Below are 21,341 nucleotides of genomic sequence, written 5' to 3' on the forward strand. Positions count from 1 at the left end.
GTTCTCGACATCCGCAGACCACCGAACCTCGGAAAGGTCCGGCTCGCATCCGCGCCCGCTGCCCTCACGGCCCGAGGGCCCGGAGCAGCATCGGCAGAGTGCGGTCCAGAGGGGTGGTCAGCCCTCCCTCGCCCGCGCTGCCGGGGAATCCAGGATTCCTGTGCCCCTGTCGTCAGCGTTAGTCCCCTACGTCACTTCCGCTTAGGGTGGGTAGAGGGACGAAACCCAGCACAGACGCACCGACGACCACGGAGGTGACCGTCATGGCCGAAACCTCGAACCGCGTCGACACAGAGGCGAAATCCCGGGCCGAGAACGAGAACCCTTTGCGCGGGCGGAGGGGGGCCGACGTCCCTCCGGGCCAGCGCGGGAACACCACCGTGGCCGACGCCGTCGTCGCGAAGGTGGCCGGGATGGCCGCCCGTGAGATCCCCGAGGTCCACACCCTCGGAGGCGGAGCGGCCCGGGCGCTGGGAGCCGTGCGCGAGCGCGTGCCCGGTCGAGGGCCCGGCGTCACCCAAGGAGTCAGTGTCGAGGTCGGGGAACGCCAGGCGGCCGTCGACCTGCAGGTGGTCATCGAGTACGGGGCGTCGATCACGGACACCGCCGGAGACGTCCGTGCCAACGTCATCGCAGCCGTGGAACGGATGACCGGCCTGGAGGTCGTGGAGGTGGACATCGCGGTGAACGACGTCCACCTGCCGGACGAGGAGGAGCCGGAGCAGGAGGAGCGACGCGTGGCCTGAGCGGCCGGCCACGCGCACGGCCCGGTCCCGCCCGTCAGTCGTCGTACGACAGGCCGTGCCCGGAGCGGTAGAGGACCTTGGCCGGGTCGTCGGCCTGCTGAATGGGGACGGGCAGTCCGCCGCGAGGATCGACCCGGCCGGCGATCACCCGGGCGGCGGCGCGCAGTTCCACCTCGGTCCAGCAGTAGGAGGCCAGGGAGGCCGGTACGTCGCCGAGGTGGGCGATGTCGTAAGGGTGGCGCACCGCGAGGTGGATGACGGGGACGCCTGTGGCGAGCAGCCGGGAGACCAGGGTGCGCTGCGTGCTGGTTGCGCCGACGTTGTCGGTGGTGACCACCACCGCGTCGCGTCCGCGTGCCGCGGCCACGGCCGCGTGGATGGTCGCCGCGTCGGGCGCCCGGCCGATGGCGAGGTGAGTGGTGCTGTAGCCCAGTTCGTCAAACGCTTTGGCCAGCTCGGGCACCGTGGTGCGGGTGTCGTCGGTCGGGAAGGCCGGGCTGGCGCCTACGACGAGCAGCTTTCGCTGCCCGTGGCGCAGCGGGAGCGCCTGGTCCTCGTTGACCAGCAGGGTGGTGGTGCGCTCGGCGATCCGGGCGGCGGCGCGCGTGTGCCTGCGGGCGCCGACGACCCGGTCGACCTCCCTCGGGGAGACATAGGGGCTGCGGTTGAGCAGACCGACCTTGTCCTTGACCCGCAGGATACGCAGGACCGACTCCTCGAGCCGGGCCTCGGTGATCTCGCCGCTGCGGACGGCGGCCAGGACGCCGTTGTAGGCGACGGCGATGTCCGGTGGGAACAGCAGTTGGTCGGCACCGGCCTTGAGGGCGAGGACGGGCACGCGGTCGTCGCCGTACTTGGTAGTGGAAGCGGACCCAGACCTGGAGATGGTTCCGACACCACCGGGCTGGGACGGACCGGGCAGTGGAGCGCGCGGATGGTCTCCCATCCGCACGAACGAGGGGGCGCACCGTCCTGCACTGGAGCTCCGGCGAAATCAGTGCCAAGAACCCCACCGACATACTGATCGGCAACAATCGCCATATCGCCGGCCGGCTCGAGGCAAGGGCTCAAGGCGACGACGGCGTGTATTACCACCCGTGATGCATGTCCCACTGTTCCGGGCGGGCGCCGGGTCTTGCGAGGAGCGGCAGGCGGGGGAAGCGTGACCGGGGCGCCGGGTAGACGTGCGCAGGTCAGGGTTTGCGTGCCAGGCCGGCGGCGATGAGGCGTTCCCATACGGTGAGTTCGCGCTCACCGCTGCTGTTGAAGGGGCTGTCAACGGCGTCAGGACGCCACAGAGGTGCGGGAACTATGCCCGGGTCGAGAATGTTCAGGCCGTCCAGCAGGGATGCGATCTCCTCGTCCGACCGCCACCGGCCGCGGCCGAAGGTGTCCTGGAGGACCTTCTCGGCCTCAGCCGTCTCCGGGTTGTTGCCGGAACGGAAGTGGCTGACGAAGAAGTAGCTGCCGGAAGGCACGTGGTCGCGCCAGTACCGGACGATTCCGGCAGGGTCCTCGTCGTCGTTGACATGGTGCAGGATGGCGCTGAATATGACGGCCACCGGGCGGTCGAATTCGATGAGCTTCAGGGTGTCGGGGTGTGTACGGACCTGCTCGGGTTCGCGGACGTCGACGGGGACGATCCGGGTCCATTCGTTCTCCTCGAGGAGCGCGCGACCGTGGACCAGCACCTGCGGGTCGGTGTCGACGTAGACGACCCGGGCCGTCGGGTCGTGCTGTTGCGCGACCTGGTGAACGTTGTCGACGGTCGGGAGACCGCTGCCCAGATCGATGAACTGCCGTACCTCGGTGGTCGTCGCGATCGTCCGGATCGCCCGGGTCAGGGCCGCGCGGTTCGCGAAGGCGATCGCCACCGAGCCGGGGAGGTCGCGCTTGAAGACGTCACCGACCTGACGGTCCACCGCGTAGTTGTCCTTGCCGCCCAGCAGATAGTCGTAGACGCGGGCGATGCTGGGCTTCGTGCGGTCGATGGACGAGCCGCCTTCTTCCGTCATGCGCCCTATTCTTCCCCGCGGTATTGCCCGTTGACCACGCGTTCGGTGAGAAAGGCCGCCGCGTCGGGGAATGTACCGGTAGACCGGCTTGATCTGGAGGACGTCACGTGACCGAGGAATCCGCTGCCTCGATGGCGGCACGCAAGCGCGTCAAGACCGACCAGCCGCACACCGCCCGCATCTGGAACTACTGGCTGGGCGGCAAGGACCACTACGAGGTCGACCGGGTCGCCGGAGACCGGATCCGTGCGCTGCACCCGGGCATCGGTGACTACGCGCTCGCCGATCGCCAGTTCCTCGGGCGCGCCGTGACGTACCTCGTCGACGAATGCGGGATACGGCAGTTCCTCGACATCGGCACCGGCCTGCCGACGGCCGACAACACTCACGAGGTCGCTCAGCGCATTGCTCCGGAATCCCGGGTCGTCTACGTCGACAACGACCCCATCGTGCTGGCTCACGCCGATGCCCTGCTGACGAGCACGCCGGAGGGCAGCACGGCCTATCTCGACGAGGACCTGCGCAACGTCGACCGGATCCTCGAACAGGCGGCGCACACCCTCGATTTCAGCCGACCCGTCGCATTGGTACTGCTTGGCGTGGTCATCTTCGTCGAGGAGGACAAGGAGGCGTTCGGGATCGTACGCCGTCTGATGGACCGGCTCCCCGCGGGCAGTCACCTCGTCCTCTCGCACACCATCACGCGGCCCGACATGCCCGACGTCGACGCCGCGGTGGCGTTCTGGAACGAGCACGGCACACCGAAGCTGACCCAGCGCACGCCGGCCGACATCGAGGGCTTCTTCGACGGGCTCGAGCTTCTTGCTCCGGGCGTGGTCTCCTGCAACCGCTGGCGACCGGACGACACCGAGGGCGATCTGCCTGCCGAGGTGGCCATGTTCGGCGGCGTGGGACGCAAGGCCTGACCGGGGGCAGCGCCAGGCGGTGGTCAGGCCATGCGCAGGTCGATCCAGGGCACCGTGTCGCCCTCGCGCAGCAGATAGCGCTCGATCTCGACGAAGCCGTGCTGTTCGGCGAAGCGCAGCCCGTCGGGGTTGCCGGCCAGCACCACGGTCTCGATCACCTGGGCGTTCAGGGCGCGGGCCTGGCTCAGGGCGCGTTCGTAGAGTCGGGTGCCGAGCCCCCGGCGGCGGAACTCCGGCAGGACCCGGGCGATGACCGTGGCGGTGGCGCCGTTGTCCTCGGTGGGCGGGCGCACGGTGGTGCAGCCGATCAGGACGTCGTCCAGGTAGGCGACCTCCATGCGGTTGCGGCCGGTGCGGGCGCGAACGTCGTCGAGCGACAGCACGTCGCCGGGGATGATCAGGTTGTGGACGTACTGCCAGTCGCGGATCGAGGCGTCGTCGTCCACCGCTTGTATGCGAAGGTCGGTCACCGGCCCAGCAAACCGGTGCCCGCCGCGGCCCGTCAACCGCATATGCCTTGAGGGGAAGTGCAGGTCCGCGAGCCGCCGTGGGCAGCGTCGTGTCCCGACCGATGAGATCGGCCTCCCGGTTCGGTCGTACCGATGACGCCCTCAGCGGGAAGGGAGTTGTGATCATGAAACTGACGACCGTCACGAACATTTCCGTCGACGGAGTGATGCAGGGGCATCGGCGGATCGACGTGGAGACCGGGCAGGGGGGAGATGCTCCGGACGGGAAGGGCAGCGGCGGATTCGAGCGCCTCGGATGGGCCCCGCCGCTTCTCGACGACGCGGCCTCGGCGTTCATCGTCCGGACCTTCCAGCGCGCCGACGCGTTCCTGTTCGGCCGGCGGACCTACGAAATCTTCGCCGGCTCCTGGGGCGCGGGCATGGATCCGGGGAACCCCGTCGGAGAGGCGTTGAACTCGCGGCCCAAATACGTCGTCTCGAACACGCTCAGCGATCCGCGGTGGGCGGGCACGGCCGTCCTGTCGGGTGACGTCACCAACGCCGTCGAGGAGCTGAGGGCCGAGCCGGGCGGCGAGCTCCAGGTGTGGGGCAGCGGCACCCTGATCCGCTGGCTGCTCGATCACCGGCTGGTCGACGAGTTGGTGCTGCTCACCTATCCCGTGGTCGTCGGGCAGGGCATGCGGCTCTTCCCCGCCACCGGCTCGGACCTGGGACTCGAACTGGTCGACTTGCAGTCCACGCCGAAAGGGCTGACGATCCAGACGTACCGCACCACCGGCCGTCCCGAGTACGAGACGGACACTCCCTGAAACGCAAGGCGCCGACCTCGGTTACCGGCTCATCGTTTCCGAGTCCTGACGGACGCGGTAGCTGAGGTAGACGATCTTCGAAGCGAAGGTGCGGGTCTCGACGAGTTCGAGGTCCACCCGGCGCTCGTCCCGGGGGAAGAACGGAATGCCTCCGCCGACCAGCACCGGATAGACCATGGCCCGGTACTCGTCGATGAGACCCGCCGCGGCCGCCTGGGCGGCGAGCGTCGCGCCGCCGATCGCGATCTCGCCCTCCCCCGGCTCGGCCTTCAACCGCTCGATCTCCTCCGCCACACCGCCGGATGCCAGTCGGGCACCGCCCTGCACCGCCGACAGGGTGGTGGAGAAGACCACCTTCGGAAGCGGATTCCAGAGCGCGGCCCACTCGCGCTCCGCGTCGTCGAACGACGCCTCCTGCTCGGGGTCCTCCCAGTAGAGCATCGTCTCGTACAGCCGTCGTCCCAGCAGGTGGACGTCGACCTGGCGGATCTCGTCGATCCAGAAGCGGAACACCTCCGGCTCGGGCTCCGTCCAGTTGAACTCGCCGTCCGGTCCGGCGATGTATCCGTCGAGCGAGACGTTCATCGAATAGGTCACTCTGCGCATCGGAAGTCCTCCTCGGTCGTGGGCCCGACAGTACGACCGCCGGACACGGCAGGACTCATCGCGGCAGCGCGCATTCGTTTGAATCCCCGCCCGCGGCCGAGGCCCGAGGAGCGAGGGACCGCGTCGCCGCGTCCGGTCACCACGCGGCGATGATCGGTGCGTCCGGTTCGTGCCGCCGCCAGGACTCGTTGAGGCGCGAGAGCCGGGCCGCGGCGGCGATGCCGTGCAGGGAGGAGACCTTGCCCTCGCTCACTCCGAACGCCACGATGCCCACGACCCGGTCGTCGACCACGGCGAGGACGGCCGGGGAGCCGTTCACCCGCGCGATGTGCATCGCCGGTGAGCCGCCTGCCAGCCGCCGCTTCGCCTCCGTGGGCCTGAAGCCGGCCCGCACGAAGGAGGCGACCCGTTCGCGCGTCCTCAACCGCAGGAGCCGCCTGCCCAGTCCGGCACCGTCCGAGACCGCCGTCACGTCGTCGGTGAGCAGCGCCACCAGCCGTTCGGTGCGCCCCGACGTGGCAGCGGACAGGAACTCCTCGACGACCCGGCGCGCGGAGGCGGGGTCGGCTTCGCCTCCGCGGTGGCGCTCGGCGGTGACCCGGATCCGGGCCCTGTGCACGTGCTGCTGGCTCGCGGACTCGCTGATGTCGAGGATCCCGGCGATCTCGGCGTGGCTGTACGAGAACGCCTCGCGCAGGACGTAGACGGCCCGCTCGACCGGCGAGAGACGCTCCATCAGAATCAGTACGGCCAAGGACACCGATTCGCGCTGCTCGAAGGAGTCGGCAGGGCCGAGCATCGGGTCGCCCTCGAGGAGCGGTTCGGGCAGCCAGGCACCGGCCGCGCGCTCGTGGCGGGCCTGCGCCGAGCGGAGCCGGTCGAGGCAGAGGTTGGTGACCACCTTGGTCAACCATGCCTCCGGTACCGCGATCCGTTCCCGGTCGGCGGCCTGCCAGCGCAGAAACGCGTCCTGCACGGCGTCCTCCGCGTCCGCCGCGGAGCCGAGCAGACGGTACGCGAGCGAGGCCAGCCGGCCCCGGCCGGCCTCGAACCGATCGATGGCTGCGGCTTCCATGCGGGACAGCCTACGCAGCGGCCCTCACACCGGCCCGCTCGGACGCTGTCGCCAGGCGGCGCTTGCGCTTCGGCATCCCGAAGGTCGGGTGGGCGATTCCCCACCCGGCCCCCATGAGCACGCCCGACTTGAGCCGTGCGGCGGTCCGGCCGCCCAGGTACCAGTGCTTCGACCGGGCGTCCCCGTCCACCATCTGGAAGATCGCGTCCCGTCGTCCGAGGCTGATGTGGTTGCCGTAGTACTTCAGCCCGGTCACCGGGACCTCGCCGCCCGTGAGGCGGGCGATGATGGCGGCGGTCGCCTGCATGTTGGTGAAGCCCGCCGAGGCGCAGGACATGGGCAGTGGCCGGCCGTTCTCGCCGATGGCGTAGGCGGCGTCACCGGCGGCGTAGACGTCCGGGTGCGAGACCGAACGCATGGTGCGGTCGACGACGATCCGGCCGGTCTCCGTGACGTCCAGTCCGGCGGCGGCCGCGATGGGGTGCACGGCGAACCCCGCCGCCCACACCGTTGCGTCGGCCGGGATGGCGGTACCGTCGGCCGCGATCGCCCGGGTCGCCTCGACGGCTTGGATGCGGGTGTACTCGTGGACGGTGATCCGGAGCCGGTCGAAGGCCCGGCGCAGGTGAAGGCGGGCCTTCGGGGAGAGCCAGGCGCCCGGCTCCTCACCGGCGGCCAGCGCGACCGAGAGGTCGGGCCGGGATTCGGCGAACTCGGTGGCGGTCTCGATGCCGGTCAGTCCCTCACCGACGACCAGTACGGTGCCGCCCTGTCCCAGACCGGCGAGGTGCTCGCGCAGACGCAGCGCGGAGGTGCGGCCCGTTACGTCGAAGGCGTGATCGGCCACTCCGGGGACTCCGTGGTGGGCGACGGAGCTGCCGAGGGCGTAGAGAAGGGTGTCGTAGGTGAGCTCGTCGTCGCCCTCCTCACCGGTGACGGCGACGGTCCTGCGCCCGGGGTCGATGCCGGTGACACGCGCCACGCGCAGCCGCACCCCGGTGCCCGCGAACACATCGGCGAGCCGGCGGCACGGGACGGCCTGTCCGGTCGCGAGCTGGTGGAGCCGCATCCGCTCGACGAACTCGGGCACGGCGTTGACGACGGTGATCTCGGTGTCGGCCGGCGAGAGCCTGCGGGCCAGGTTCCCGGCGGCGAAGGCTCCGGCATATCCGGCGCCCAGGACGACGATGCGGTGCTTCATGACGCTGCTCCTGTCTCGTTCGCGTGCCCCTTGAACGAGACGGCCACCCGATTGCTGACAGGAACCGGATGTGACGCCGGTCACCAACCAGGGGGTGAGCGGCTGGGCCCCCGGCAGGTGGGTTGGGGCTGGCCGAGCGCCCAGGACCAGCGCACCGTCATCGGGTAGGAGCCGGGGCGGTCCCCGCCTCCGAGCGGCCGGAGTTGGTCAGCGTCCTCGTGCGCAGCACGCCGTGGTGCAGGGCCGGCCGGCCATGCGCACCGTCAGGACTCGGGGCGGATGACGGAGCGGACGCAGCCGTCGGTCTTGTGCTTGAACATGTCGTACGCCGTAGCCGCCTCGTCGAGCGAGAACGAGTGGGTCGCCAAATGCGCCGTTTCGATCTCGCCCGCGGCCAGCCGCTCCAGGAGCATCGGAATGTAGCGCTGCCCGTGCATCTGCGCGCCGCGCACCGTGAGCCCCTTGTTGATCACCGCTCCAAGGGGGAACTTGTCGACGGCGCCCACGAAGACACCCAGGATGAACACGGTGCCGGCCTTGCGGCAGGCGTGGATCGCCTGTCGTACGGCGGTCGGCCGGTCGGTCTGGAGCCGGAGCTGCTGCTTGGCCTGGTCGTACAGGTACATCGGGCTGTCGCTGTGGGCTTCCAGGCCGACGGCTTCGATGCACACGTCGGGGCCGCGTCCGCCGGTGCGCTCGCGCAGCTCCGCGGCGACGTCCGTGGTGGTGTAGTCGATCGTCTCCGCGCCGACGTACTGCTCGGTCATAGCCAGCCGCTCGGGGATGCGGTCGATGGAGATGACCCGTTCGGCGCCCTTGAGGATCGCAGCCCTGGCGGCCATCTGCCCGACGGCACCACAGCCCCAGACGGCGACCACGTCACCGGGCTTCACCCCCGAGAGGTCGGCGCCCATCCACCCGGTGGGCGCGGAGTCGGAGGCGAACAGGGCGCTGGTGTCGTCGAGGCCCTCGGGCACGTGGAAGGCGCCGTAGTCGGCGAAGGGGACACGGACGTACTCGGCGTGGCTGCCTCGCAGGCCTCCCATGGCGTGGGAGTAGCCGAAGACGCTGCCGGTCTCGTAGCCGAACAGGGCCTGGCCGATTCCTGGGTTCGTGTTGGTGTTGTCGCACAGGGACCACAGGTCGTTGACGCAGTACCAGCAACGCCCGCAGCCGACGAACGAGCAGACGACGACCCGGTCGCCCACGGAATGCCGGCGCACGGCGGAGCCGGTCTCCACGACCTCGCCGAGGAACTCGTGGCCGATCACGTCACCGGCGCGCATGGCCGGGATGTAGCCACCGATGTGATGGAGGTCGGAGCCGCAGGTGGTGCCCGCGCGCAGCCGCACGATGACGTCCTGGTCGTTGCGCAGCGTCGGGTCCGGTACCTCCTCGACGGACAGCTTGTTCACGCCTTCCCAGCACAGTGCCTTCACAGCGCTCCCTCCCCACCGGAGCGACGGGTGAACAGTTCGACCGGCTTGCCGCCCGGTGTGGGGCGGGTCGTCGGCGGTGTGTCGGGGAGCAGCACCTCGCCCGCCTCCAGCAGGGCCTTGGTGTCGCGCAACGCACGCCGCAGGTCCTGCCTCGGGTCCTTCCCGGCCAGCCGCGCGGGCAAGGAGGCCGACGCGGCCGGCACCGGCTCCTTGAAGCGTGCGGCCAGTTCCGTGCCGCGGTCGCCGGGTGCCTTCCGGACCCGGACCTCGATCCGGTCCGCGAATTCGTCCAGCGGAGCCGGCAGCTTCTCGTCGGACCCCACGTCCTCGGGCGGCCGGTAGATCGTCACGGTGAGCCAACGCTCACCCGCTCGGTCGTCGGACCGGTGCGCCGACCGGGTCCGTCGTACGGCCTCGGCCCCGGCGGCCAGGACCGGAACGGTCCACCACAGCTTCTTCATGGGACGACCTCCGCTCCGGTGTCCGAGCGTCACCGTCCGGCGCCGGGCGCCTTGGCCGCCGGAATGAAACGGGCGTGGGCCCGTCCGGCAGCGGGCGTTCGCTGCCGGACGCGTAGGTGCCTTCGGTCTGCCGCAGCCGTCGCCTCAAGCGGTCCGCGAGGTGGCCGTCACCTGTCTGGTCCATGGGACCGGTCCTTGTCCGTCCCCGCCGAGGCGCCGACCGCTGCGCTGCCGGCGAACCCGTCCGTCCCGTTGTCCCTGCGCAGGCCGATCTCCACGTTCCCGTCGACGATTCGGGTGTCGAACGCGGGCTGGGGTGCGATGGCGGGGCCCCGGACGTTCCAGCCGTCCGACAGCCGGAAGACGCTGCCGTGCCAGGGGCACTGGACACACCCGTCGGCGACCGTGCCCTCGGACAGCGGTCCCGCCAGATGACTGCAACGCTCGGCCAGCGCGTAGAGAGTGTCGCCGGCTTCGCGCACCACCAGGATGGGCACGTCGTCCACGGTGCGCCGCACGGGCTGCCCAACGGGAAACTCGTCCACGGGACCGATCCGGTGCCAGCCCTCCCTTACGACATGCGGGACTTCCTCGGCGTGGTTCGCGCCGGACGCCTGCCGATAGGCCAGGTGGCCGCCCAGCATCCCGCCCACACCGACCGCCGTCAGCCCGAGGAAGCCGTACGCCCGGCCGGCCCGCGTTCGCCCGGTCAGGCGGCACAGGAGGGAGGCGCCGTAGAGGCCCACGGCCGCCGTGTTGGCGAGGGCGTGCACCAGGCCCACCCGCGTCTGCTGACGATGCAACTCGGACCAGTCGACCGCGCCCGCCAAGGCGGCAGGACCGGCCGCCGCCAGCCCGACGCCCACCAGGATTCCGGCATCTCGTGAACGGCCGGGCCACAGGTCGAGTACCGCGGCGGACATCCATGTGCCGATCGGTACCTGGACCATCAGCGGGTGCACCGGATGGCCGAGCCATCTGCCGTGCAGTGCGTCCCGTGCGCGTCCGAGCGGCAGGGCCCGCACCCTTCCGGTCAGCACGTCGATCAACGCGTCCGCTCTGGAATTACGTTCCAAAGCGTCCAGCAGCCACAGCATCCGGTTCTGCCCCGCACGGCGACGACCTGGTTTTTTGCTCATGGGCGCCGAGTCCCCCCAAGCGACGAGGTGCAAACGGCCGTTCGCCCTGAGGACGAGGGGAGTTGCGGGCCATGTGGGTATCGGGCACAGGGGGCCGGGTACCCGGCGCGGGGTTCTCTCTGCCTGTTGGGAGTCGCCGTCATGACAACTCTGTACAAGTCAGATACCGCACCGTCCCGGCACCTGCGTCCCGAGCGGGCACTGATGAGGGCGCAACGGCAGGAGATCATCGGCCTGCTGATGATCTTCAGTTCTCTGCTGCTGTTCATCGCTCCGTGGATCGTGGGATATCCCGACTCGGCCAAGGACGCACATCGGAACGAGCTGGGAATCGGGCTGATCGTGCTGCTGATCGCGATAGCGCGATTCATCTGGTATCCCGGCAAGTGGCCGGATCTGGTGGTTCTGTTGGCGGGCGCGTGGATGATCGCATCCCCCTGGGCGCTCGATCTGCAGGACACCGCGGTGTTCGACGGCGCCGAGGTGATCGATGTGGCCGTAGGAATCATGCTGATGGCCTTGGCCGTTCTTTCCCTGTTGATGCTGTGGCTGACGGAACGACCCGTCACCCGCCGACAGGCATGACGGCCCGGTCCAGGTCGCCGGACGCCCCGCCGAACACCCCGCCACATCACTCGAACGATTGGAGCATGCGGCCACTTGGCCCACAAAAACGCTCGTTGGGTGCGTGGTCGCCCAGGGTGAGGACTACCTTCCACGGAGCCGGATACGCACTGCCCGATGTCAGGTCGGTGCGGCGGGACCACCGCCATCCAACGGCCGTCCCTGTGCTGCTACCGAGTGAGGAAAGTGATGGCGACCCACACCGAACCGGTGGCTCCTGCACCCGTGGCCGAGCGCCGGGGGCGGGGCCAAGTCGTGGTCACCTGGCTGACCACCACCGATCATAAGAAGATCGGCCACCTTTATCTCATCACATCGTTCGCCTTTTTCCTGATCGGTGGCCTGCTCGCCATGGCGGTCCGGGTGGAGCTGGCGCGTCCGGGCCTTCAGGTGCTGTCGAACGAGCAGTACAACCAGTCGTTCACGATGCACGGCACGATCATGCTGCTGTTGTTCGCGACGCCGACGTTCGCCGGGTTCGCCAACGCGATCATGCCCCTTCAGATCGGTGCCCCGGACGTGGCGTTCCCACGGTTGAACATGTTCTCGTACTGGCTGTTCGCCTTTGGCGGTCTGATCGTGCTGGGCAGTTTCCTCACCCCGGACGGCGCCGCCGACTACGGCTGGACCGCCTATACGCCGCTCAGCGACATCGAACGCAGCCCCCAGGTCGGCGGTGACATGTGGATCATGGGGCTGGGGCTGGCCGGATTCGGCACGATCCTCGGAGCGGTCAACTTCATCACCACCATCGTCTGCATGCGCGCCCCCGGTATGACGATGTTCCGGATGCCGATCTTCACCTGGAACACGCTGCTCACCTCGGTTCTCGTACTGCTGGCCTTCCCCCCGCTGGCCGCCGCCCTGTTCGCGCTGGAGGCCGACCGGAAGTTCGGCGCGCACATCTTCGACGCGGCGAACGGCGGGCCGCTCCTGTGGCAGCACCTGTTCTGGTTCTTCGGCCACCCCGAGGTCTACATTCTCGCCCTGCCGTTCTTCGGTGTGGTCACTGAGATCATCCCGGTGTTCTCCCGTAAGCCGATCTTCGGCTACATGGGTCTCGTCGGTGCCACCATCACCATCACCGGTCTGTCCGCCACCGTCTGGGCGCACCACATGTTCGCCACCGGCGCCGTGCTGCTGCCGTTCTTTTCCTTCATGAGCTTCCTCATCGCCGTCCCGACCGGCGTGAAGTTCTTCAATTGGATCGGTACCATGTGGAAGGGTTCCGTGTCCTTCGAACCCCCCATGCTGTGGGCGATGGGATTCCTGGTCACCTTCCTCTTCGGCGGGCTGACCGGCGTGCTGCTCGCCTCACCCCCGTTGGACTTCCACGTCCACGACACCTACTTCGTCGTCGGTCACTTCCACTACGTGCTGTTTGGCACGATCGTGTTCGCGATGTTCGGCGGATTCAGCTTCTGGTGGCCGAAGATGACCGGCACCATGCTCGACCCCCGTCTGGAGTACATTCACTTCTGGACCCTGTTCGTGGGCTTTCACACCACGTTCCTCGTCCAGCACTGGCTCGGAGCCGAGGGCATGCCCCGCCGCTATGCCGACTACCTTCAGGCGGACGGCTTCACCGCCCTCAACACCACCTCCTCCATCGGCGCCTTCCTGCTCGGTCTTTCGACCCTGCCCTTCCTCTACAACGTCTGGAAAACCGCCAAGATCGGAGAGCGCGTCGAGGTCGACGACCCCTGGGGATACGGACGTTCCCTGGAGTGGGCCACCTCCTGCCCTCCGCCCCGGCACAACTTCGTCACCCTGCCCAAGATCCGGTCCGAGTCCCCGGCCTTCGACATGCACCACCCCTGGATCGCCGGCCTGGACCAGGCCGAAAGCACCGGTCGGCGCGACGCGGTGGAGGCCCCCGGTCACAAGGGTGACCGGAGGTGACCAGCGGTCACGCCCGACGTCGTCCGTCTCGCGACATCGCCGCGAGGTTGGGGGCCGAGGCCGAGGGCTTCCTGATGGCACGGTCGCACTGGGCCGAGGCAGCACAGGAGGCGCAGAACCTGTGCGCCTCACTTCCCTGGCTGACCAGCGCTCAGGCGGAAGATCTGACGCGTCACTTCATCACGCACCGCATCGCCCTGTCCCGCCGGATGCTCACCGCGACGGTGCACCGTGCCGAGGAACTGCGCCGTGAGTACGAGGACCGGTACCAGCAGTTGCGGCGCAGCCTGCTCAGGCGCCACGCCGTCTGGGCGTCCGCCACGCTGGTCTGCGCGGTCGGCGTGGGCGGCGTGCTCGGTGCGGTGGCGCGATGACAGTGGGGCGCGCCAGGCCGCCCGAGTTCCGGCCCACGCCGCGCCCGTTCGATTGTCCCGCCGCGGCTCCGGGGCATCCGGACGCGTGTATGTCAGGGAGGCAGGCCCATGAGCGAACAGGCCCATCCGCCGACGGCCCCCGCCGCGCGGCTCGAACCGCGCAGGTCGCTGGTGGTGTGCACAGTGATCGGAATCGCGGTGATGGCCGCGGTGGACGAAATCGTGTTCCATCAGATCCTGAGCTGGCACCACTTCTACGACCACTCCACCCCCGACGTGGCCCTGCTGTCGGACGGGCTGCTGCACACCGGCTCGCTGCTGGCCCTGGTCGCCGGGTTCTTCCTCTTCTCCGATCTGCGGCGCCGTCACACCCTGGCCCCCGGCCACGCCTGGGCCGGGTTCTTCCTGGGTCTGGGGATCTTCCAGCTGTTCGACGGGATCGTGCACCACAAACTGCTGCGCCTGCACCAGATCCGCTACGGCGTGGAGATCGCTCCGTACGACTGGGCATGGAATCTTGGCGCCCTGGTCCTGCTGGTGATCGGCGTGGCACTGGCCCGCCGCGCGGCACTGTGATCCTCGCGCACCTGCACCCCGGGGCGGCAACGGGCCACGGGCCCGCTGAACTGATCACCGCGGCGGCCTCCCTGGGGGCGGCCGTCCTCTACGTCTCGACTGCGGTCCGTCTGCGGCGCCGCGGGGACACCTGGCCTGGGTGGCGCGATGCGTCGTTCGCCGCCGGTAGTGCGGGTCCGACCTGGGCGGCGGTGGGATCACTGCCCGGCGGTCCTTTCACCGCCCACATGGTGCAGCATCTGATCGTCGGCATGACGACCCCGCTGTTGCTCGTCGTCGCCCGGCCTCTGACCCTGCTGTTGCGCGTCCTGGCGCCCGGTGCCGGGCGCCGAGGACTCCTCACCCTGGCCCACTCCCGTGGGGCGGGTTGGCTCCTCTTCCCTCCGTCAGCGGCTCTGCTGGATGTCGGAGGGCTGTGGCTGCTGTACCGCACCGAGTTGTTCGCCACATCGCAGCACGTGCCGTGGCTCAACGCCCTGATCCACACCCATGTCCTGGCCGCCGGGCTGTTGTTCACCTTCGCCGTCTGCCTGCTCGACCCGGTGCGCCGCCGGTACGGCCTCGCGGTGCGCGGCGCGACCCTGCTGGCCGCCGGCGCCGCGCACGGCGTGCTCGCCAAGAGCATGTACGCGGCGGGGCCGCCCGGCACCGACTTCACCACGGCTGATCTGCACACGGGGGCGCAGATCATGTACTACGGCGGCGATCTGGTCGAAGCCGCGCTGGCCGTCGTCCTGGCCGGCTCCTGGTACGCGGCCACCGGCCGTGCCGAACGGCGACGGTGCCGGGCGGCTGACGCGGGCCTGAGCCGCCACGAGGTCCCGCAGTGACGGCACGCTGAGTGCAGGCTTCGGATTTCCCCAATGGGCCAGGGGTCCCCTGCGCCCGAGGCCGGTGATGAGTGGAGCCGTGTCCTGCGGCAGGGCAGGCTGGACGCATGTGCTGGGCACTTCGCTCGCCGCGCAAGGTGCGCCGGATCGCCATGGCGGCACAGGAGGGCGTCCTCCGGCCGGTGCCTGCGCGGCTGGGTCCGGTGGGGCGGCCAGCCTCAGCCTGGCGGCCGGGACGCGGCGCAGAAAGGCGGTGACCTGTACGAGGCGGTGCCGACCCGGTACGGATGCGGGTGGTCGGTGTCGTCCTGGGTACGTGCCGGGAGGCCCGCGACCTCGACGACACATTGTTCGCGCTGGAGCACACCATGGAGCGGATCCGCATCGACACGACACCCCAGGAGTTCCTGGAAGAACTGCACCGGGCGCTGCTGCGTCACACGGGGGGACGCTCGACGGACGATGTGGCCGTGATCCTGGTCGAACGACTGCCGCAGGACCGACGATGAACGAGCGCGTCTTCACGATCGGGCACTCGACACGCAGTTTCGACGAGGTGCTCGGCCTGCTGCGCGCGAACGGGGTCACCTGCCTGGTCGACGTCCGGTCGTTCCCTTCGTCCAGGAAGTACCCGCAGTGGAACCAGTCGGCCATCGTCGAGGCCCTGCCACCCGACATCGGGTACCGCTGGATCCGGGAACTGGGAGGCCGCCGTCATACGCCCGCAGGCGTGCCGAGCGCGAACGGGGCGTGGCGGGTCAAGGCCTTCCGGGACTACGCCGACTACATGAGCACCGACGCGTTCGCGAAGGGGCTCGCCGAGCTGCGGGAACTGGCCCGGCACGAACGGCCCGCGATCATGTGCAGCGAAGCGGTGCCATGGCGCTGCCATCGGCGCTTGATCACGGACGCGTTGATCGTCTCCGGCACGGAGGTCGTCCACATCATGTCGAGCACGTCGGCAAGACCGGCCGTCCTGAGTCCCCACGCGAAGGTCAGCGACGGCTCCCTGACCTATCCCCCGCCCCGCTGATGCCCGGCATGCACCTGGTCGAGGACGTCCGGGACGCGGTCGCCGGCATTCCTCCCGGTTCGGTCGCCTCCTACGGCGACATCGGCGAGAGAATCGGTGCCGGCCCGCGGCAGGTGGGACGCGCCATGAGCCTGCTGGACGAGAACGTGCCCTGGTGGCGTGTGGTGTACGCCGACGGTACTCCGGCCTCCTGTCACGGCGGGCGCGCGCCCAGGCTGCTGCGCGAGGAGGGGGCGCCGATGCGTGGTGAGCGGGTGGACATGGCGCGTGCGCGGCACCGGTGGCCGGTGTGACCGCTGTCGGTGCCGCGCAGGCTCAGGCCCGGCCGCGCCGGAGGGCCACTAGGAGAACCTGTGTCCGGCGAAGTCCGCTATGCGGACGTACCCGAGGCGTTGGTACAGGGCGTTGCTGGTGGGATTGGCCGGGTCGGTGAAGAGGACGACGTCCGTCGCTCCCGAGGCCAGCGCGGCCCTGGTCACCTCGACCGTCACGGCCCCCGCGTAGCCGTGGCCCCGGAGGTGGGCCGGGGTGTAGACGGGGTCCACGCGGACCATGCCGTCGATGTTCGACGTCCTGGCCGCCATGGAGACGGGGGTGCCGTCCGGCGTCTCCCAGAAGGTGAAGTGCCTGTCGCCGAAGCGCGAGTCGTCCCATGAGCCGGCGTCGATCAGGTCGATCGAGCGCTGTTCCTTGACATCGACGCAGAACTCCCGGCACCAGCGTATGACTTGCTCACGGTCCTCTCCGTCGGTGATGCGCCCCCGGCCCTCCGGAAGCGGTTGCGGCGGGGTGAGTGTGCCGAGACGGTAGAGGTGCGTCCGCCAGAACGGTGCAGAGGCCGCGCCCGTGTGCCGCTGCCAGGATGCGGCGAAGGCGCCGGCGGTGTCGTGGTCCGCGATGACGTGGGCGGGAGAGTGCCCGAGTCGCGCCAGGTGGGCCGCGAGGGTGTCGGTCTGCCCGGCGGCGAGGGGCGTGAGGCCCAGACGGCCGCCGGGGGTGAGGTAGAAGATCGCGTGGACCTCGCCGTCCGACTCGAGCCGGCCGAGGACGGCCGCTTCGGGGCCGTGTCGGTGCGCCGTGCGTGTGCGCAGCTTCTCGATGTCCGTCAGAGGCGTGTTGTGCAGGGCGGGGCGCGAGCGCAGGAAGTGGCCGGCTCGGGCCAGGAAGCCGTCGATGTCTTGGGTGAGGTGCCAGTCGTCCGGGAGCATGCCTCATGATCCCTGACGCGGGTTGGTCCGAGGCAAGGGGCCAACGTTGCCGAACAGCAGGATCTACGAGGGCTTCGGTTTCGTCTGACGGTCTTCCCCCGGCGTACCGTGACCCCGTGGGACTGCGGTTCGAGACACGCCGGTCCGACTCCCCGTGGGTCGACACCGTGTGGACATGCACCAGCGCTGAGGTCACGGCGATGACGTCGGTGGCCGGAGTCCGCCTGGGCCTGGTGTTCTGGGAACAGGACGGCCGTGCGTACGCGGGTGTCACCGGTCCGGAGACCCGTACGGGGACCGCGCCGGTGCCCGAGGGAGCGCACTTCATGGGCATCGAGTTCGCCGTGGGCACCTCGCTGCGGACGGTGTCCACGGCCGCGTTGGTCGACGGCGGGGTCGAACTCCCCGACACCACGCGGCGCACGTTCCGGCTGGACGGCGGGCGCTGGGAGACGCCGGGCCCCGACGATGCCGAGGCCCTTGTCGAGCGTCTCGTGCGGGCGGGGGCCGTGGTCCGTGACCCGCTCGTCGCCGAGGTGCTGCGGGGCCGGCCCCCGGCCGTCTCGGGACGCACGGTCGAACGCCGGTTCCGCGCCGCGACCGGGCTGACACGGGGGGCAGTCAGGCAGATCGAGCGGGCCCGCACGGCGGCGGAGCTGCTGGCGGCCGGAGACCGGGCGGCCGATGTCGTCGCCAAACTGGACTACTTCGACGAGCCGCACCTGGCCAGGGCGCTGCGCGCCTACGTCGGACGCACCGCCCGGCAACTGCGCGAGGGCACCGGCGGCGCGATCGCCCTCGATGTGGATCAGCGCCTGACGTCATAGACCAGCTTCAGGATCCCGTTCGAGTAGTTCTCCGACTCCCGCAGCGTCAGCATGTGCTTGTCCCGGTCGGCCCGGCCGAACAGGCTCTTGCCGGCGCCGAGCAGCATGGGGAACACGAGGAGGTGGTACTGGTCGATCAGGCCCTCGTCCGACAGCCGTCGGGCCAGCTCCGCGCTGCCGTGGATGAAGATCGCGCCGCCCTCCCCGTCCTTGAGCGCGGCGACGTCCTCCGTAGAGCGGAGGATCGTCGTCGGCCCCCACCCGTCGACGAGGGCGTCGTCGGGCAGCGTGGTCGACACCACGTACTTGGGCAACTCCTTGTAGGCGGCGTGGTCCTGTGAGCCCGGCCAGACCGGCGCGAACGCCTCGTAACTGCGGCGGCCGAACATCAGCGCCGTCGTGTCGGCGAGCTCCTCGGCCTTCAGCGACCAGGCCTCCTCGACGAAGTCGAGGTCCTTGAACACCCAACCACCGCTGCGGTGCTCCTCCCCCGGTCCACCGCCGGGCGAGTCCACGACGCCGTCGAGCGACATGAAACCGGTGTAGACCAATGTGCGCATGGTGCCGTCTCCTCGGGCTCGGTGGCCGACTGCCGGGTTCACAGTAAATCGCCGACATGGCGGCCGTCTTGGACAGAAACGACAGCGGCCGTTCCTTTGCACATGCACCTTTTGTCTGGAAGCATCGGTAGCAGGAAGCACTGTGCGCGTGTGGCGCCGTACCTCGTACGTGCGCCCCGGCAGAGCCGGCGCATGCAACCGGGCGCCGTCCCGTCTGCCCCCAAGGAACCGTGTCTCCGACACGACCGCCACCATCGAACAGGCCAGGAGGCGGATCATGGCCACGGCCGAACTCGCTTCCGATCGAGAGTCGGACTATCTGTCACAGCTGACAATGGCCGCAGCGCGGTATGCGAACCGCAGCGAACGGCGGGAAAGGAACCAGTCCGTGGTCGCGACGCGCGGCCCCCTCTACGCGGACGAACCCGAGCGAGTCGAGAAACGGCTGGCACGTCTCGGCGCGGACTGGGCCATGGTCCGGGCGATCGAGCAAACGCCGACGGAACCCGCCAGCAGCGCGGGAAGCACTCTTCAGCTTCCCCCGGAGACCTTCACCAGTGAAGTGCTGGGCCTGGAGCGCCTCATCGGCCGCAACAATCTCACCCCCGTCGCGTTTCTGGAGCACGGCGCCCGGGCTGCCCGGTCGGTCGGCCGGATCACCATCAGCGGGCCGGGAGGCGGGCACGGCACCGGATTCATGGTCTCCCCCCGCCTGCTGCTCACCAACAACCATGTGCTGCCCAGCACGGAGGAAGCGAGCCGCAGCAAGGTCGCGTTCGGGTTCCAGGATGGCATCGACGGGAGTCCGGTCGTGCCGGCGGTCTTCGCGCTGGAGCCCCTGCGGTTCTTCGTCACCGACCGGGCGCTGGACTACAGCCTCGTCGCGGTGGCCCCCCAGAGTGTGCAAGGCGAGGACCTCTCGTCGTTCGGCCGGCTGGTGCTCAGCGAGGCCGAGGGCAAGGTCGTCGTCGGAGAGTTCGTCAACATCATCCAGCACCCGCGGGGCGAGCCCAAACAGATCGCACTGCGCGACAACCAGATCGTCGACGTGCTGGAACGGTTCCTGCACTACGAGTCAGACACCCGTGAAGGCTCTTCCGGTTCCGCGGTGTTCAACGATCAGTGGGAGGTCGTCGCGCTCCACCACTCGGCGGTCCCGAAGACCGACGCCGCCGGCCGGCCGCTGAGCGTCGACGGCACCGTGTGGCGGCCGGGCATGGGCGAGCAGCAACTGGCCTGGCGGGCCAACGAGGGAGTACGGATCAGCCGCGTACTGCGGGCCCTGCACGAAGTGCCCCTGACCGGCGAGGCGGCGCGGCTGCGGGACGAGGTGTTCCTGACGGGGCTGACCCCGTCCCCCACGGAGAGCGCCCTTCCGTTGCCCTCCCCCAACGGCGGGCCCACCCGGCCGGGGACCGACGGCTCACCGGCACAGGCGCAGGTACAGGCACAGGCACCGGAGCAGGCACAGGAACGGGCGCACGTGGCCGGGGGCACCATCCACCTCACCGTCCCGCTGCGTATCACTCTCGGCTTCGGCACGGCCCCCTCCCCGCAGGCCGCTCCCTCCGCACAGCCGCCCGCGCGCGCCGCGACGCCGGGTGTCGCACCCCGGCCGCCCGGACGCCCGGACGTCATGACCGCCGTCGAGAAGGACGTCGACGCGGCCCTGACCAGTCACCGGCTCGCGCGGGAACGCCCCTACTACGACCGGACCGCGGACCACGCCGCCCGCGACGCCTACTACGCGCACGTCGGCGGCGGCGGTGATGCGCTGCGTCGCGCGCTGACCACGCTGCTGACGGAGACCCACGAGCCACAGCCGAAGTACAAGCCGATGAGGCTGGTCTACCCCTGGGTCGACCTGCACAAGGACGGCCGGCTGCACAGCATCTACTCGGGCAGGGACTTCTCCGCGGAGGAACTCATACGCTCCGACGCCACCGTGGCGGAGGCCCGCCTGGCCAGGGTGCAGGAACTCCTGTTGCAGGAGAGCACGGCGGGGCCGGCCGAATTCGAGGCGGAGTTCGACGCCCTGGAGTCGTCGCTGCCGTTCAACTGCGAGCATGTGGTGCCGCAGTCGTGGTTCGCGAAGCAGGAGCCGATGCGGGGCGACCTGCATCACCTGTTCGCGTGCGAGGTGGGCTGCAACAGCTTCCGCGGGAACTTCCCCTACGTCGACTTCCCCGACTTCGATGAAGCGGTCCGCGACGCCTGCGGGATGCGGGAGAGCACGGGCTTCGAACCGCAGGACGGCAAGGGCGCGGTCGCCCGCGCCACTCTGTACTTCCTTCTCCGCTACCCGGGGCAGGTCGGCGACGTGGCGCGCGAGTTCCCCGAGGACCGGCTGCCGGTCCTGCTGCGGTGGCACGAGAACGAGCCGGTCTCCGAGTACGAACTGCACCGCAACGCGGCCGTCGCGGAGATCCAGGGCAACCGGAACCCGCTGATAGACCATCCGGAGTGGGCACACGAGATCGACTTCGCCGGCGTATGGCCCTGACACACCAGGGGCTCGGC

Annotated in this window: 23 protein-coding genes and 1 pseudogene; 13 read left to right on the forward strand and 11 right to left on the reverse strand. The window is 69.7% G+C overall.

Going from position 1 to position 21,341, the window contains the following annotated elements; translation table 11 throughout:
• Nucleotides 1-263: 263 nt before the first annotated feature.
• The gene (locus tag AB0L56_RS20785; protein WP_365425181.1) at nt 264-746 is read left to right on the forward strand and encodes an Asp23/Gls24 family envelope stress response protein; all 483 of its coding nucleotides are present in this window, start codon (nt 264-266) and stop codon (nt 744-746) included.
• Between the two features lie 34 nt (nt 747-780).
• Here the strand turns inward: AB0L56_RS20785 and AB0L56_RS20790 are convergent.
• Nucleotides 781-1,605, reverse strand: a pseudogene (locus tag AB0L56_RS20790) (glycoside hydrolase family 3 protein); the annotation flags it as partial.
• Between the two features lie 334 nt (nt 1,606-1,939).
• A complete protein-coding gene (locus AB0L56_RS20795) occupies nt 1,940-2,761 on the reverse strand; it encodes an SAM-dependent methyltransferase (protein ID WP_365425183.1) in 822 nt (273 codons plus the stop codon).
• A gap of 131 nt (nt 2,762-2,892) precedes the next feature.
• Here AB0L56_RS20795 and AB0L56_RS20800 point away from each other — a divergent pair, with 131 nt between their 5' ends.
• Nucleotides 2,893-3,687, forward strand: a complete 795-nt coding sequence (locus AB0L56_RS20800) for an SAM-dependent methyltransferase (protein ID WP_365425342.1) — start codon at nt 2,893-2,895, stop codon at nt 3,685-3,687.
• 23 nt (nt 3,688-3,710) lie between these two features.
• Here AB0L56_RS20800 and AB0L56_RS20805 read toward each other — a convergent pair whose 3' ends face one another.
• Nucleotides 3,711-4,157 (reverse strand): GNAT family N-acetyltransferase, encoded by a 447-nt coding sequence (locus AB0L56_RS20805; RefSeq protein WP_361032108.1) that lies wholly within the window; start codon nt 4,155-4,157, stop codon nt 3,711-3,713.
• Nucleotides 4,158-4,321: 164 nt separating this feature from the next.
• Between AB0L56_RS20805 and AB0L56_RS20810 the strand changes: the two genes are divergently transcribed.
• Nucleotides 4,322-4,966 (forward strand): dihydrofolate reductase family protein, encoded by a 645-nt coding sequence (locus AB0L56_RS20810; protein WP_365425185.1) that lies wholly within the window; start codon nt 4,322-4,324, stop codon nt 4,964-4,966.
• Nucleotides 4,967-4,987: 21 nt separating this feature from the next.
• Here AB0L56_RS20810 and AB0L56_RS20815 read toward each other — a convergent pair whose 3' ends face one another.
• From AB0L56_RS20815 to AB0L56_RS20840, 6 genes are all read right to left on the reverse strand, one after another.
• Entirely contained in the window at nt 4,988-5,572 is a 585-nt protein-coding gene (locus AB0L56_RS20815) for a dihydrofolate reductase family protein (protein WP_365425187.1), read from the reverse strand.
• A gap of 136 nt (nt 5,573-5,708) precedes the next feature.
• Nucleotides 5,709-6,647 (reverse strand): sigma-70 family RNA polymerase sigma factor, encoded by a 939-nt coding sequence (locus tag AB0L56_RS20820; RefSeq protein WP_365425189.1) that lies wholly within the window; start codon nt 6,645-6,647, stop codon nt 5,709-5,711.
• 10 nt (nt 6,648-6,657) lie between these two features.
• On the reverse strand, nt 6,658-7,848 hold the full coding sequence (locus AB0L56_RS20825) for an FAD-dependent oxidoreductase (protein ID WP_365425191.1): 1,191 nt from the start codon (nt 7,846-7,848) through the stop codon (nt 6,658-6,660).
• Nucleotides 7,849-8,111: 263 nt separating this feature from the next.
• Nucleotides 8,112-9,263 (reverse strand): zinc-dependent alcohol dehydrogenase, encoded by a 1,152-nt coding sequence (locus AB0L56_RS20830; protein ID WP_365425193.1) that lies wholly within the window; start codon nt 9,261-9,263, stop codon nt 8,112-8,114.
• A 20-nt stretch (nt 9,264-9,283) separates the two neighbouring features.
• Nucleotides 9,284-9,748, reverse strand: a complete 465-nt coding sequence (locus AB0L56_RS20835; protein ID WP_365425195.1) for a hypothetical protein — start codon at nt 9,746-9,748, stop codon at nt 9,284-9,286.
• A gap of 167 nt (nt 9,749-9,915) precedes the next feature.
• Complete coding sequence (locus tag AB0L56_RS20840) at nt 9,916-10,887, reverse strand: Rieske 2Fe-2S domain-containing protein (protein ID WP_365425197.1); 972 nt, start codon at nt 10,885-10,887, stop codon at nt 9,916-9,918.
• A 141-nt stretch (nt 10,888-11,028) separates the two neighbouring features.
• Between AB0L56_RS20840 and AB0L56_RS20845 the strand changes: the two genes are divergently transcribed.
• The 8 genes from AB0L56_RS20845 (at nt 11,029) to AB0L56_RS20880 (ending at nt 16,519) form a co-directional block, all read left to right on the forward strand.
• Entirely contained in the window at nt 11,029-11,472 is a 444-nt protein-coding gene (locus AB0L56_RS20845) for an SPW repeat protein (protein ID WP_361032081.1), read from the forward strand.
• Nucleotides 11,473-11,700: 228 nt separating this feature from the next.
• Nucleotides 11,701-13,413 carry a cytochrome c oxidase subunit I gene (gene ctaD / locus AB0L56_RS20850; protein WP_365425199.1) on the forward strand — a complete coding sequence of 571 codons (1,713 nt, stop codon included), beginning with the start codon at nt 11,701-11,703 and terminating at the stop codon, nt 13,411-13,413.
• The gene (locus tag AB0L56_RS20855; protein WP_365425201.1) at nt 13,410-13,787 is read left to right on the forward strand and encodes a hypothetical protein; all 378 of its coding nucleotides are present in this window, start codon (nt 13,410-13,412) and stop codon (nt 13,785-13,787) included. The genes ctaD and AB0L56_RS20855 overlap by 4 nt, the downstream gene beginning before the upstream one ends.
• Nucleotides 13,788-13,895: 108 nt before the next feature.
• Nucleotides 13,896-14,363: a DUF2243 domain-containing protein gene (locus AB0L56_RS20860; protein ID WP_365425203.1), complete on the forward strand. Its 468-nt coding sequence runs from the start codon at nt 13,896-13,898 to the stop codon at nt 14,361-14,363.
• Complete coding sequence (locus AB0L56_RS20865; protein WP_365425205.1) at nt 14,297-15,193, forward strand: cytochrome c oxidase assembly protein; 897 nt, start codon at nt 14,297-14,299, stop codon at nt 15,191-15,193. The genes AB0L56_RS20860 and AB0L56_RS20865 overlap by 67 nt, the downstream gene beginning before the upstream one ends.
• Nucleotides 15,194-15,480: 287 nt before the next feature.
• Nucleotides 15,481-15,702, forward strand: coding sequence for a SpoIIE family protein phosphatase (locus tag AB0L56_RS20870; protein WP_365425207.1), 222 nt, complete (start codon nt 15,481-15,483; stop codon nt 15,700-15,702).
• A complete protein-coding gene (locus AB0L56_RS20875) occupies nt 15,699-16,226 on the forward strand; it encodes a DUF488 domain-containing protein (protein WP_361032064.1) in 528 nt (175 codons plus the stop codon). The genes AB0L56_RS20870 and AB0L56_RS20875 overlap by 4 nt, the downstream gene beginning before the upstream one ends.
• A gap of 8 nt (nt 16,227-16,234) precedes the next feature.
• On the forward strand, nt 16,235-16,519 hold the full coding sequence (locus tag AB0L56_RS20880) for an MGMT family protein (RefSeq protein ID WP_365425344.1): 285 nt from the start codon (nt 16,235-16,237) through the stop codon (nt 16,517-16,519).
• A 48-nt stretch (nt 16,520-16,567) separates the two neighbouring features.
• Here AB0L56_RS20880 and AB0L56_RS20885 read toward each other — a convergent pair whose 3' ends face one another.
• Nucleotides 16,568-17,434: a GNAT family N-acetyltransferase gene (locus AB0L56_RS20885; protein ID WP_365425209.1), complete on the reverse strand. Its 867-nt coding sequence runs from the start codon at nt 17,432-17,434 to the stop codon at nt 16,568-16,570.
• A gap of 116 nt (nt 17,435-17,550) precedes the next feature.
• On the opposite strand from AB0L56_RS20885, the gene AB0L56_RS20890 reads away from it, so the two are divergent.
• Complete coding sequence (locus AB0L56_RS20890; protein ID WP_365425211.1) at nt 17,551-18,261, forward strand: helix-turn-helix domain-containing protein; 711 nt, start codon at nt 17,551-17,553, stop codon at nt 18,259-18,261.
• Here AB0L56_RS20890 and AB0L56_RS20895 read toward each other — a convergent pair.
• Nucleotides 18,243-18,821, reverse strand: a complete 579-nt coding sequence (locus AB0L56_RS20895) for a dihydrofolate reductase family protein (RefSeq protein WP_365425213.1) — start codon at nt 18,819-18,821, stop codon at nt 18,243-18,245. The two genes, AB0L56_RS20890 and AB0L56_RS20895, sit on opposite strands and share 19 nt — an antisense overlap.
• A 277-nt stretch (nt 18,822-19,098) precedes the next feature.
• Between AB0L56_RS20895 and AB0L56_RS20900 the strand changes: the two genes are divergently transcribed.
• Entirely contained in the window at nt 19,099-21,324 is a 2,226-nt protein-coding gene (locus AB0L56_RS20900; protein WP_365425215.1) for an endonuclease, read from the forward strand.
• Nucleotides 21,325-21,341 lie beyond the last annotated feature (17 nt).

The organism is Streptomyces sp. NPDC052079, assembly GCF_040680275.1.
GTDB lineage: Bacteria > Actinomycetota > Actinomycetes > Streptomycetales > Streptomycetaceae > Streptomyces.